Origin of the sequence: Candidatus Methanoperedens sp. (assembly GCA_027460525.1) — an archaeon.
Taxonomy (GTDB): domain Archaea; phylum Halobacteriota; class Methanosarcinia; order Methanosarcinales; family Methanoperedenaceae; genus Methanoperedens.
On sequence record JAPZAS010000014.1, the window covers coordinates 76,033 to 87,596 of the forward strand.

Below are 11,564 nucleotides of genomic sequence, written 5' to 3' on the forward strand. Positions count from 1 at the left end.
AATTAGTCTCTAGATATATGAAATTATATGAAATTGGCGAAAGGTTCTCATTAACCAAAATTTATATCACACCTTAACCACTTTTGTAACATAATGGACATCCAGAAAATCCGCCTCGACTTCCCTTCGCTATGGAAAAAATGGAACGGCAAGTATCCGATTTATTTCGACAATGCCTGCATGACCCTGAAGCCGAAGCAGGTCATGGATGCCATGAACGAATACTACAATGAATATCCTGTATGCGGCGGGCGCTCCCTCCACAAGATGGCAAAGAAAGTGGATGAGAAAGTAATCGACGCTCGTGAGAAATTCCAGAAGTTCCTCGGCGCGGAACATCCCGAGGAAATAATTTTCACACGAAATACGACCGAGGGGTTGAACCTCGTTGCAAACTCACTCGATTTTGAAAAAGGAGACATAGTCCTCACCACTGACAGGGAGCATAATTCAAACCTCATACCCTGGCAGATTCAGGCTCGGAATAGAGGAATTAAACACATAGTCGTGTACTCAAATCCTGATAACACTTTCAATCTGGAGCAGTTCGAGGAAATAATGAGCAAAAACAGGGATGTGCGGCTTGTGAGCATGGTTCACACCTCCAACCTCGACGGCTACACCATACCTGCAAAAGAGATTATCAGGAGCGCCCACGAGCACGATGCGCTGGTCATGCTGGACGGAGCCCAGAGCGCGCCGCATAAACCCGTGGATGTTCGAGAACTTGACGTTGATTTCTTTGCGCTTTCGGTGCACAAGATGCTGGGACCTTCTGGAATGGGCGTGCTTTATGGAAAGAAGCATTTGCTTGAAGAGTTAGCTCCTTTCATCGTGGGAGGCGATACGGTGAGCGATACTACATACGAAGGCGCAAAATTCCTTCCACCTCCTGAGAAATTCGAGGCAGGGCTTCAGAATTATGCAGGCATCATCGGCTGCGGCGCGGCTGTGGATTACCTCGGGAAGATTGGTCTATCGAATATCGAAAGTCATGAAAAGCGGCTGAATGAGATAATCACAGAGGGCATAAAGGACATGCACGGGCTGAAGATAATAGGCCCTCAGGCTTCGAGCTTGCGCGGCGGCATCATCTCCTTCACGGTGGAGATGCTAAAAGGCGGCGATGCCCACGACATTGCCCTCGTGCTTGATGAGACCGAGAATATCGAGGTGCGCTCAGGGGCATTCTGCGTGCATTCGTGGTTTAACTACCGCAAATGCGAGGCTGCGGTGCGGGCTTCGCTTTATTTGTATAATACCGAGGAAGAGGCAAGGAAGTTCATCGATATGCTGGGGAAGACGATTGGGTTGTTTAATCCGTGAATAACTTTCCTAAAACCCATTTTTGATGACTTTAGGTGTGTAAATATGCGGCGCTTTACCCGCGCGAAGTTGTTCCATTATAAAATCCGATTTTTGAGATGGAAGATTTAAGTAACAGAAAAACCACCTATACAATATATGGCAAACGCGAAGGTACTCACTGCTGTATTGCATAAAGAAGATGATATGTATGTAGCAGAGTGCCCTGAGGTAGGGACATTCAGTCAGGGGATGACGATAGAAGAAGCTGTAGACAATCTCAAAGAAGCCACCGAATTATATTTAGAAGAATTCCCGCTGGAGACGAAGGCAAAACCCATCATAACCACTTTTGAGGTGGCTCCAGTTGCCGAAGCTTAGGGAAGTATCGGGTAAAACAGCAGTTAAGATTCTCTGCAACAAGTTTGGATTCAAAATAAGCGGGCACTCTGGAAGCCATGTCAGACTTTCAAAAATGACTCCAGAAGGAAAAATCGGTACCGCGGTACCTATGCACGGAGAATTGAAAATAGGAACGCTTCGGGGTATTCTAAAACTTGCAAAAGTCGATCCGGATGAGTTCAGTAAATATATATGAAATCATAGTTGCATGTGGAACATATCGGCGCCGAAGTTTAATATTTAAACAGTGATAAATATGTGGCGCAATACACCGCAAAGGCGCAGAGAGCGCAAAGCGAGGGAAGAGAAAGGCATTGGAAAAAATCTGCGTTTGCCTTGGCAAGTGGCTGAGCCATACGTGAATGCGCCTCCAGAGGTGCGCTCAGGGGCATTCTGCGTGCATTCGTGGTTCAACTACCGCAAATACGGGCTGCGGTGCGGGCTTCGCTTTATTTGTATAATACCGAGGAAGAAGCTAGGAAGTTTATTGATGTGCTTGGGAAGACGATTGGGTTGTTTAATCCGTAAAACCAGCTTTGTACAAAACCCTGTGGGAATAAAGAATTAATGAGTACGGTACAAAAAAGCATAATTGTACTCGGTGTGTCATAATTTATATAGTGTCAGGGCAAATTATATAATTAGATTGCCATCATGCAAAAAGAAATCTTCAGGCGGATCGTATGCGATCCAGAAATTCTCGGTGGTAAACCTGTCATAAAGGGAACCAGAATATCCGTTGAGTTCCTTCTGGAACTGCTTGCAAACAACTGGACTCATGAAGAGATAATGGAAAATTATCCCCAGATTAAAAAAGAAGACATCCTGGCTGCTTTAGAGTATTCGCTCTTGCTATTGAAAGAAGAACATATCTACATAATTCCCGAAAAGGCAACGGCTTGAAAACCTCACAGATATTTCTGGCTGATGAGAACATCCCGCTGCCCGTAATAAAACAACTTCGGAAGGCGGGATGTAAAATAATATCAGTTACGGAGGAGTTCAAGGGGTCAAGCGATAAAAAAGTCCTGCGTGCATTCGTGGTTTAACTACCGAAAGTGCGAGGCTGCGGTGCGGGCGTCGCTTTATTTGTATAACACCGAGGAAGAGGCACGGAAGTTTATTGATGTGCTCGGGAAGACTATTGGGTTGTTTAATCCGTGAGAAGTGAGGATTTACTATTTTAATCTACTAACTTCCAGTTATTTAGGTGGTTTCACTCGGCCTTTAGTGAATTCTTTACTCTCATAATATGCTGGAAGGTCATCTGATTTTATAGCCTTCATTGACTCATCAAATTCTTTAGAACCTGAAACCAATTCATGCACTTTATCAGCACTGCGTAATTGGTTTGGATCGTAACTACCGTCTAAATCATGTGTATACACATATTTAAAGGAGGTGAGGTCTTTTCCATTACATACAGGGCAATTACAGTGAAGATCATGTCCATATTTACTAATCCATTTGGGCTCTTTGAAGATGCCTAATGTCGAGGAGTCGTATCTTTTCAATTCTAATTCATCCGGTTTGGTAGTTTGGGATTCCATCATAAGATAGCCTATCGCCTTTTGTGGAACATCCCTCACCTCTGGGGAAAAGGTGTCTAAACCATAATTTTGCAATTCATGGATATGGGCAACTGATATACTTTTTTTACTTCTTGGTGTCCTAGGAACTCCGAACACATGATACCATATCTTCTCTTCACGGTTGTTATAAATCTCTAGATACTGATGTGAGTATGTGTCGGGGTTCGCATAAGCAAATCCAATTACGTTACATATCCCGGTTTTACGCAAGCTTCTTAGAGCATCAAATTCAAGTCTGAAGGTGTTTAATTCAGTTGACAATGGAAGAATTGGCATTGCTTCCTGTCTTCTCGACCTAGCAGCTTCGCTGAACTGTGTTATAACTTCTTCATATTCATCTATGTTTTTATACTGAAATGGGGGTATAGATATTATATCAAGATGCCTGTTTTGAAATACGTTGAACAACATGAGTTGGCTTTGTGTAAGTCTTTCTTTTGTTGGAATCTGGATCGTTGACATAACAGGGGAATAACGCATCATGTCGATACATTGATCTGCTATCCTTTTCTTTCTCCTCGCGAAAGAGCCATTACCCGTGAGAAAAGCATCAAACGATGGTTTGTTAAAGGCTGAAACGTATTCCGAAACCGGATTTTCGATTGTTACGTTATGAGGAAGTGAACTTGCCGCAAAGTAATCCTTGTTCGTTGCTATTCTATTAGGAGTCTTGAAACTAGATGAACCAAAAGATATATCGACATTTCGCCCTCCAAACCTATTGTCCTTGTTCAGCACCTTGACTTTAATCGATACCATCTATCCTCGATTCCTGTAAAGCTTCCTGTAAGGGAATAGTTCTGATAGTATTAAAGATTTATTAAGGAATTTTTTATATTCTGGTTTGGCGTAAACATATTTACAGATTGCTTTTGTCGTTTTTTGGTCCCAGAACTTCCTAAACTCCGTTAATGCTAGCTGTTGTTTTTTCGAGAGTTTGTTGAAAATCTTCTGTCCTTTCTTCTTTCCCTTATCGGTGATGTAAAACCGTTCTTTCGACGAAGATTTTCTCCCCTCAGACCTAATATATCCTTGTTGGATAAGGAACTCAATTGCTGCATCTATTCGGTCTGAATAAGGACCATACTTATAGCCATAGAATCCAGGGTTCTCTGTTGGAATTTTGAATTTTGGTGCGAACTCATAGAAAATTAGGAATAACATCTTTTGATAGTGAGTTATGCCCGCTATATACTCATGGCCCGCAAAGAGAAGAAGCAAAACCCAATCTTCTACAAATATGAACAGATTCTCCTTAGAATAGTCCTGAAGACTCTGCAACTGATGGCCGGGGAATCTAACAGCATGGCATTTTTTACAAATCATGTAGTAGTAGGAAAAACCATCCTCTAGCGTACGCTCGACTTTCTCCCATGCGTGGTCGTTATGACTCGATTCATCCATATCTTTACGTGGGTTTGACATGACTTACACACCAACAGATTTCTCTTACATCAAGGCAATATTCCTCAAAGAGGATGATGCGAAATATCTTCTTGTTCTTTTTACTGCATATCTCAATATCTGTTCTTCGGAATTTTTTATACTCAGGGCAGTTTACAGGATTATTCAGCATATCTATTATCTCGAATGCATCCAATCCGAATTCTTCTAAATGTAATTTTGCAGAATAAGAAAATTGAACGTATCTATCATTCCATCGGAAATAGTTAGGATTATAGATACTGAAACCGTTCAATAATTTTACCACCATGAGATTGGGACTATAAGTGAAATATATAGTTACTAATGATATATAAATAGTACGTAAATATATCAATGAAGTTCTGTTTATACCATGTAGAAAACAAAGAAACTGTATGCTTGTCATAGCGGAGTTCCATCTTTTTTGCGTTCATATAATCTGCATATTGTCAATAGAGATTAAAACGATTCGGTAAGCAAAGTGAAAGTATTAAAAATGCTGCGGAAGTACTACATACAGCATTAAGCGCAGAATGTAAACCGTCCCGAAAGCAGAAAGATATATCCAGCGCACTCGGAGCCTGACCCGCCTCTTAATGAGCTATAAAAAAGCAAATTGGGAACCCTTCCTTACTTCGTCCCATCTGCCTCAAGGCAGCCTCATTCTTTTCAGGAAGGACTTACTCGCCATTCTACGATTAGCTATTACTTAATTTATAGTTTACTGAGAAATGAACTGCAACCATAAGCTTAATACAAATAAAACGCTTTTGAGATGCGATAACTATGACACACATGAGGGATCGTCTTTTACACCACTGAATCGCTTCGGAACAAAAAAATAAGCATTTTTGATACCACACTCCGCGACGGGGAACAGACTCCCGGCGTATCGCTCACCCGCGAAGAAAAACTCCTCATCGCACAGCAGCTCGATAAACTTGGCGTCGATATAATCGAAGCCGGTTTTCCGATGTCCTCCGAAGGAGAAAAAAGCTCGGTAAAGAATATAGCAGATGCCGGGCTGGGGTTACAGGTATGCGGTCTTGCGAGGGTGATAAGATCCGATATAGATTCTTGCCTTGACTGCGGTGTGGGCATGGTACATACTTTCGTCTCCACCTCTGATGTGCAGCGCATATCAACCATCAAAAAAAGCAGGGATGAGGTCTATCAGATGGCTATCGATGCAGTCGAGTACATAAAAGACCACGGCGCGAAATGCATGTTCTCTGCCATGGACGCCACGAGGACGGATATGGATTATCTCATCAAGATCTATAAAGGCGTTGAAGCTGCAGGCTGCGATATTATAAACGTGCCCGACACCGTGGGCGTCATCGTGCCCTCAGCCATGTATAAATTGATAGGCGAGATTGCATCGAACGTCAAAATACCCATTGATGTGCACTGCCACAATGATTTCGGGCTGGCGGTGGCTAACAGCCTTTCTGCAGCAGAAGCCGGGGCTTCGCAGGTTCAGGTAACCATAAACGGTCTGGGCGAGAGAGCGGGAAATGCCGACCTTGCAGAAACGGTTATGGCGCTGCATTCATTGTACGGTGCAAAAACCAATATAAATACGCAGTACATAGTTGAGACTTCCCATCTTGTGGAAAGGTTGACCGAGGTACGCATGCCCCCGACAATGCCCATCGTTGGCGACAATGCGTTTGCACACGAATCCGGCATACATACACACGGCGTGCTTGTGAGAACAGATACCTACGAACCCGGGGTCATGACCCCTGAGATGGTGGGTCACAGAAGACGCATCGTACTGGGAAAGCATGCGGGCAAGCATGCTGTGAAGCAGTCCCTTGAGAGCGCGGGCCTCCGGCCCACGGACGCGCAGTTGAACGAGATACTCAAGCGCATAAAAGACATAGGCGATAAGGGAAAGCGTGTTACAGATGCAGACCTCTATGCCATTGCAGAATCCATAATAGGCGCCATCTCAAAAGGCGAGCAGGCTATCGTGCTGAAGGAAGTGTCTGTGATGACAGGGAATATCATAACCCCAACGGCGACAGTAAAGGCGCTTGTGAACGGAAAGGAGCGCCTCGGTGCAAGCGTTGGCGTTGGACCAGTTGATGCCGCGCTCAAGACAGTGACCAGCATTCTTGGCGACTATAAAGTAAAACTGCGCGATTTCAGGATCGAGGCAATCTCGGGCGGTTCGGATGCACTTGCAGAGGTAATAATCGGAGTCGAGGACGAGAAAGGAAGAGTAGTTTCTGCGCGCGCCACGAACGAGGATATTGTGATGGCGTCCGTGGAAGCACTTGTTGCTGCAATTAATCAGCTTTTAAAATAAATTCGCGCCTTGCATAAGAGATTTCTTTACATTCTCCAGGCAGGCGTCAAGCACGTTTTCCGCTTCGCCGTACACATCCATTCCAGCTGCGCCTTCATGTCCTCCGCCTGTGCCTTTGAACTGTACGCTTATATTCTCCATTAATTTTGCAAGATTCACGCCTGCATTCTGGGCTTCCCTCCTTGCACGTGCGCTCACCTTGACCACACCATCCTTCTTGGATGCCACAATAGCCACATCCGCCCCGATGGAGATCAAACTGGATGCTGCCGCGCCGCCAAAGGAGCTGACCTGCGAGGTAACAATTATCCAGTCCTCTACCCTCTCAATCCTGGTGCGCTGGGCTGCTTTTAAAAAAGCAATGCGCATGGAAACATCCTGAGGTATGGAGGATAGGAGGTCGATCACCTCACCGTACTCTATGCCGCATAAATCTATCAATTCAGCCACAGCCTTGAAGGAATCCGATGAAGCATGCCTGAAGTTGCCTGTGTCTGTGATGATGCCCGACATCAGGGCAAAGGCAGTCCGCCTCATTATAGGAGCCCCCATTGTTTTTAGGACATCAAGAGTAATCTCGGCGGTTGAACTCTTATTCCTGTGAAGGTAAAAGGCTGCATTTTCGTTCAGCGACGAGGTTGCATGGTGGTCGATGACAGCGTAATTTTTTAGCCCAAATCCATTTAACTGGACGGGTGTAGAGGTATCCACCACCACCACAAAGTCATAATCATCTGCCGGATTTGTGACGAATTCGATATTTAACTGCCTGGCAATCTGTGCCGCTACCCTGTCGCATCCCTCGATGACCCCAACAGTACCTCCAATTGCTTCTTTCAGGGCAAACGCGCTTCCCAGTGCATCAGCGTCTGCATTTCTGTGGCACAGGTAGAGGATATTGTTGTAATCCAGCAGTTGATTATAGAACCCTGACTCGTCTATCTCCATGATTTATTGGGCTGCTGGAGTCCCGATTGCCTGTTTGAGCTGCTCCTGTAACTGCTGGAATCGCTTCTGGATGCGCTCTTCCTGACGTGCAAGCGTCTGCGCCCGCAGACTCAGTGTATCCTTTTTTTCAATGAGAGCTTCTTTTGTCTTATCGCGCTCTGTTTTTATCAGTAAATCTCCTATGGCTCTGTAAACCACGGCATCAGCATCAAGTTTTTCAAGTTCCGAAAGTGCCAGTTCTGTTTCTTTTAAATTGATATCAACCTGGTTTTTCTGAACTGCAAGCGCCTGCGCCTGCTGCTGTATCTGCTGCAACTGCGCAAGCTGGTTTTGAATCTGCGGGGGTAATTCTGAACTCATTTAATTCACCTGTAAGTCTGGTGTAGTATTGTGCGTCATTAATTTATAACTTGTGTTATAGAGCACATCTCAGTTGTGATTTTCACAAGGCGAAGCCATCCGTTCAGCGCAGCCCTCATCGATACAAAGTCGCCTGCCTCCACTTTCAGGATAAGTACATTATTCTGCGATTCAAGGGTTGTTTTTGTGCGCTGGTACTCTTCCTCAAGTTCAGGAAGCAGCGACTCGTAGATTATTCCGGCATCGGTGCCAAGATCGAATTCGAATTCTGCAAGAACGAGCATGGATACAGATAAGCGCTATGCTTATATCTACGTTTGCAGTTAAAAGAACTGATCAAATCCAATGGATTCATGGATTACAACTGAAATTTTAATCATATCCGTGCTGATTGTATTTTCTGCTTTTTTTTCTCTCTCTGAAACGGCACTTCTTTCGGTTAATAAAATACGGATAAGGCATCTTGCAGAAACCGGGGATAAAAGAGCAAAGCTCCTGATCAAATTACTTGAAAACCCTGAACAGTTCCTTGCTGCAATCCTGATAGGCAACAATATCGTCAATATCAGCGCCTCAGTACTGGCTACCGACGCAGCGCTGCGGTTTTTTGGAAGCGGCGGGATTGCGATAGCCACAGGTGTGATGACCTTTTTTATCCTTGTTTTCGGGGAGGTTTTTCCAAAAACGCTTGCTTCGAGGAACTCTGAATATACGGCGATGCATGTTGCAAAACCCATACTGACTGTGATCAAGATCCTGAAACCAGTTGTCTTTTTTATTACAACGATTGTAAATTTCCTGATTGCGCTTTTCGGAGGTAAAGAGAGGGTAAGACACCCTTTCGTTACAGAGGAGGTGATTAAGATGATGTTGAAGGTGGGGGAAAAGGAGGGGACGATTGAAAAACACGAGCGAGAGCTGATACACAGGGTCTTTGAATTTACCAATGGGAAAGCGCACGGAGTTATGACCCCGAGAGAAAAAATTGTATGCATAGAAGAATCGGAAACGCTTGATGCCGCGCTTGAATTGATAAATAAGTCGGGTCATTCAAGGTTACCCGTGTATAGAGGGGATTTCGATAATATAGTGGGAATGATTTATGCGAAGGATTTCCTGAAGTTCAGGGATTATGACCTCAACCGGATAAAAGTGTTCCAGGTTCTGCGTCCGCTCCTGGTGGTGAAAGCTGGAGAAGAAATCTCATCAATCCTGAAAGACCTCCAGCAAAAGAAAATGAATATTTCAGTAGTGGTGGATAATGATATGAGGGTTATAGGTTTGGTTTCGATAGAGGATATTCTTGAGGAGCTGGTGGGGGAGATATTTGATGAGTATGATGTGGAAACTAAACCAGAAGTGGCTGGAAAGCCCGTGTGATACACGGATACACCTATCATCGCTGGCGATCAAATATTCTACAAATACATGAGACCACATGAGGCACTAAAGGGAAAAACCCATGCGGAAGCTTGCGGGACAGAGGTAGAAGGTGAGAATAAGTCGATAACACTAATCCAGAATGCAAGCCAGTCAGAGCATCAGAAAAACAATGGTGCCTGATAATTTCATTTTTAAAAACTCTGTTTCGGCTAAAGTATTGTATACAACAATCGCTTTTTGTTGAGCACAAAATATAAATCTTGAAAAAGTAGATTCAGCAATTAATCTAACTTTCATAACAGTAAATTTGAGGTAGATTTGTTTTATACAGGTACATCGTACGGAAAGTTTCACGTACGGTTCTTAAAAGAGAGAGCGAAAAATCGCTCTTTCTTATTCGGCACCGGACTATATTGTAATATTTTTTACTTTTTTGACATCTTTGTATGTCGGGTTCTTTAAAAGTACGTCTATTCCACTACTCGGTACCATTTTCACGAATTGAGCTTGCGTATCTGCTGTAAGTTTCTGCACATCATACAGAACGCTGTCGACTACGATATGTGATACTTTTGACGGCATATTCTTTCCTCCTGTTACAATTAGGGTTTAACCTATTATGGCAGTGACCTTTGTCATTAATGAAGACCCCACCATGAAGTTTAAATAATGATGATGATGCAAGATAAATTTAACGGTATACAGCAGTAATAAATTCAGGTAGTTATCAATTCACTAACCGCATTTCAGGAAATCCAGCAAACGAATTTTGACAGGGCATCACAGCAAACACCAACTTGACAGAACCTAATCCACGTAAACTATAAATACCCAATTCGCCATTATACGAACTAATGGCAGGCAGTAATAAACTTTTTTACACCACCATAATCCCAAACTGCCTGCTATTTCCTCTATTGGACAGAAACCTATTTAATTCTTAAAATTAGCATCTGAGGCGTGGAATTACCAACACTTTTGATACTGGGTTTTCTTGCAGGTTCGTTGATCAAGCTTACCGATGATATTGCAGATAGAAAGCTTTTCCATACCCTTTTTGCCATACCGCTCGGGATTACATACGGCTTAATAATGGGGGTTTTGATGCTCGAGGATGCTGATGCATCCCTGCTTTTCGGGGGCATCGTGCTTGGATGTTTAATAACTGGCAAGATAAACAGCACAGGTCATTATTTCGGGCTTGGTGCGATACTTATTGTTATTTTATTATATGGCGCTAAACTCTCGCCTGTGGTATTTCCGATTGCCACGCTTGCAGCCCTCGATGAATTGAAAGAGATAATAAAATTTCCGGCTTTGAATGCGGCATTCGATTACAGGTTATTCCTCAAGCTTGGAATACTGGTGCTTGTGATTCTGAATATAATCGGGATAAACGCTTTATTAATCCTTATCGCATTTGATTCTGCGTATATCCTGACTGAGAAAATAGATTCGAGGTTCTCATGAAATATGATGTTGCAGTTATCGGAGCTGGGCCTGCCGGCTCTTTTGCGGCAGAAAAGCTATCAACGCTTGGCAATAAAACCCTGATAATAGACCCTTGCGAGAAAAAAAAGGTATGCGCAGGAATCCTCACATCCCAGTATGCAAGGAGATACGGAATAAACCAGGCTTTTGTGGAAAGGGAATTAAAAGGAGTTAAAATCTCATTTCATGACATCAGAGCTGAAATAACGTACAGAAAGGCGACCGAATACTCCATAAACCGTGAATGCTACGATTCCTTTAATCTCGCCCAGGCTGTTGGCGCTGGAAGCGAGTTTAAAAAAGACCTTGTGCTGTCCGTAGATGAAAAAGACTCGTTTGTC

16 protein-coding genes are annotated in these 11,564 nt (G+C 43.6%); 10 read left to right on the plus strand and 6 right to left on the minus strand.

The features are described 5' to 3' along the window. Positions 1-93: 93 nt before the first annotated feature. The 5 genes from O8C68_04380 to O8C68_04400 all read left to right on the plus strand — a co-directional run bounded on the left by O8C68_04380 (position 94) and on the right by O8C68_04400 (position 2,756). Positions 94-1,326, plus strand: a complete 1,233-nt coding sequence (locus O8C68_04380; GenBank protein MCZ7395039.1) for a cysteine desulfurase — start codon at positions 94-96, stop codon at positions 1,324-1,326. Between the two features lie 138 nt (positions 1,327-1,464). Then, positions 1,465-1,686 carry a type II toxin-antitoxin system HicB family antitoxin gene (locus tag O8C68_04385; protein MCZ7395040.1) on the plus strand — a complete coding sequence of 74 codons (222 nt, stop codon included), beginning with the start codon at positions 1,465-1,467 and terminating at the stop codon, positions 1,684-1,686. Further along, positions 1,673-1,903, plus strand: a complete 231-nt coding sequence (locus O8C68_04390) for a type II toxin-antitoxin system HicA family toxin (GenBank protein MCZ7395041.1) — start codon at positions 1,673-1,675, stop codon at positions 1,901-1,903. Before O8C68_04385 ends, O8C68_04390 begins: the two co-directional genes overlap by 14 nt. Positions 1,904-2,361: 458 nt before the next feature. Next, positions 2,362-2,610, plus strand: a complete 249-nt coding sequence (locus O8C68_04395) for a DUF433 domain-containing protein (GenBank protein MCZ7395042.1) — start codon at positions 2,362-2,364, stop codon at positions 2,608-2,610. Beyond that, complete coding sequence (locus tag O8C68_04400; protein ID MCZ7395043.1) at positions 2,607-2,756, plus strand: DUF5615 family PIN-like protein; 150 nt, start codon at positions 2,607-2,609, stop codon at positions 2,754-2,756. The genes O8C68_04395 and O8C68_04400 overlap by 4 nt, the downstream gene beginning before the upstream one ends. Before the next feature lie 153 nt (positions 2,757-2,909). Here the strand turns inward: O8C68_04400 and O8C68_04405 are convergent, their stop codons facing one another. Together O8C68_04405 and O8C68_04410 are read right to left on the minus strand one after the other, a co-directional pair. Next, complete coding sequence (locus tag O8C68_04405) at positions 2,910-4,058, minus strand: hypothetical protein (protein ID MCZ7395044.1); 1,149 nt, start codon at positions 4,056-4,058, stop codon at positions 2,910-2,912. Then, positions 4,059-4,724 (minus strand): hypothetical protein, encoded by a 666-nt coding sequence (locus tag O8C68_04410; GenBank protein MCZ7395045.1) that lies wholly within the window; start codon positions 4,722-4,724, stop codon positions 4,059-4,061. It abuts the gene before it with no gap. Here O8C68_04410 and O8C68_04415 point away from each other — a divergent pair. Then, positions 4,723-4,914 (plus strand): hypothetical protein, encoded by a 192-nt coding sequence (locus O8C68_04415; protein MCZ7395046.1) that lies wholly within the window; start codon positions 4,723-4,725, stop codon positions 4,912-4,914. The genes O8C68_04410 and O8C68_04415 overlap by 2 nt on opposite strands. A 612-nt stretch (positions 4,915-5,526) precedes the next feature. Further along, positions 5,527-7,041, plus strand: coding sequence for a 2-isopropylmalate synthase (locus tag O8C68_04420; GenBank protein ID MCZ7395047.1), 1,515 nt, complete (start codon positions 5,527-5,529; stop codon positions 7,039-7,041). Here the strand turns inward: O8C68_04420 and O8C68_04425 are convergent. Genes O8C68_04425 through O8C68_04435 form a run of 3 tightly spaced genes read right to left on the minus strand, consistent with a single transcriptional unit; the run spans position 7,033 to position 8,633 of the window. Next, on the minus strand, positions 7,033-7,989 hold the full coding sequence (locus tag O8C68_04425; GenBank protein MCZ7395048.1) for a DHHA1 domain-containing protein: 957 nt from the start codon (positions 7,987-7,989) through the stop codon (positions 7,033-7,035). The two genes, O8C68_04420 and O8C68_04425, sit on opposite strands and share 9 nt — an antisense overlap. A gap of 3 nt (positions 7,990-7,992) precedes the next feature. Then, the gene (locus O8C68_04430) at positions 7,993-8,349 is read right to left on the minus strand and encodes a prefoldin subunit beta (protein MCZ7395049.1); all 357 of its coding nucleotides are present in this window, start codon (positions 8,347-8,349) and stop codon (positions 7,993-7,995) included. Between the two features lie 38 nt (positions 8,350-8,387). Further along, a complete protein-coding gene (locus O8C68_04435; GenBank protein ID MCZ7395050.1) occupies positions 8,388-8,633 on the minus strand; it encodes a KEOPS complex subunit Pcc1 in 246 nt (81 codons plus the stop codon). A 61-nt stretch (positions 8,634-8,694) separates the two neighbouring features. Between O8C68_04435 and O8C68_04440 the strand changes: the two genes are divergently transcribed. Continuing rightward, positions 8,695-9,729: a hemolysin family protein gene (locus tag O8C68_04440; GenBank protein ID MCZ7395051.1), complete on the plus strand. Its 1,035-nt coding sequence runs from the start codon at positions 8,695-8,697 to the stop codon at positions 9,727-9,729. Between the two features lie 411 nt (positions 9,730-10,140). Here the strand turns inward: O8C68_04440 and O8C68_04445 are convergent, their stop codons facing one another. Next, positions 10,141-10,314, minus strand: coding sequence for a hypothetical protein (locus O8C68_04445; protein ID MCZ7395052.1), 174 nt, complete (start codon positions 10,312-10,314; stop codon positions 10,141-10,143). 378 nt (positions 10,315-10,692) lie between these two features. Here O8C68_04445 and O8C68_04450 point away from each other — a divergent pair, with 378 nt between their 5' ends. Further along, a complete protein-coding gene (locus tag O8C68_04450) occupies positions 10,693-11,202 on the plus strand; it encodes a hypothetical protein (protein MCZ7395053.1) in 510 nt (169 codons plus the stop codon). Further along, positions 11,199-11,564: FAD-dependent monooxygenase (locus O8C68_04455; protein ID MCZ7395054.1), on the plus strand; the 366-nt coding region annotated here is incomplete at its 3' end. The genes O8C68_04450 and O8C68_04455, both read left to right, overlap by 4 nt.

Excerpts from the sequence above, each read along its gene's own strand:
- O8C68_04380 (MCZ7395039.1), top strand. The coding sequence starts at position 94 with ATGGACATCCAGAAAATCCGCCTCGACTTCCCTTCGCTATGGAAAAAA.
- O8C68_04385 (MCZ7395040.1), top strand. The coding sequence starts at position 1,465 with ATGGCAAACGCGAAGGTACTCACTGCTGTATTGCATAAAGAAGATGAT.
- O8C68_04395 (MCZ7395042.1), top strand. The coding sequence starts at position 2,362 with ATGCAAAAAGAAATCTTCAGGCGGATCGTATGCGATCCAGAAATTCTC.
- O8C68_04405 (MCZ7395044.1), bottom strand. The coding sequence starts at position 4,058 with ATGGTATCGATTAAAGTCAAGGTGCTGAACAAGGACAATAGGTTTGGA.
- O8C68_04415 (MCZ7395046.1), top strand. The coding sequence starts at position 4,723 with ATGACTTACACACCAACAGATTTCTCTTACATCAAGGCAATATTCCTC.
- O8C68_04410 (MCZ7395045.1), bottom strand. The coding sequence starts at position 4,724 with ATGTCAAACCCACGTAAAGATATGGATGAATCGAGTCATAACGACCAC.
- O8C68_04425 (MCZ7395048.1), bottom strand. The coding sequence starts at position 7,989 with ATGGAGATAGACGAGTCAGGGTTCTATAATCAACTGCTGGATTACAAC.
- O8C68_04430 (MCZ7395049.1), bottom strand. The coding sequence starts at position 8,349 with ATGAGTTCAGAATTACCCCCGCAGATTCAAAACCAGCTTGCGCAGTTG.
- O8C68_04435 (MCZ7395050.1), bottom strand. The coding sequence starts at position 8,633 with ATGCTCGTTCTTGCAGAATTCGAATTCGATCTTGGCACCGATGCCGGA.
- O8C68_04440 (MCZ7395051.1), top strand. The coding sequence starts at position 8,695 with ATGGATTCATGGATTACAACTGAAATTTTAATCATATCCGTGCTGATT.
- O8C68_04445 (MCZ7395052.1), bottom strand. The coding sequence starts at position 10,314 with ATGCCGTCAAAAGTATCACATATCGTAGTCGACAGCGTTCTGTATGAT.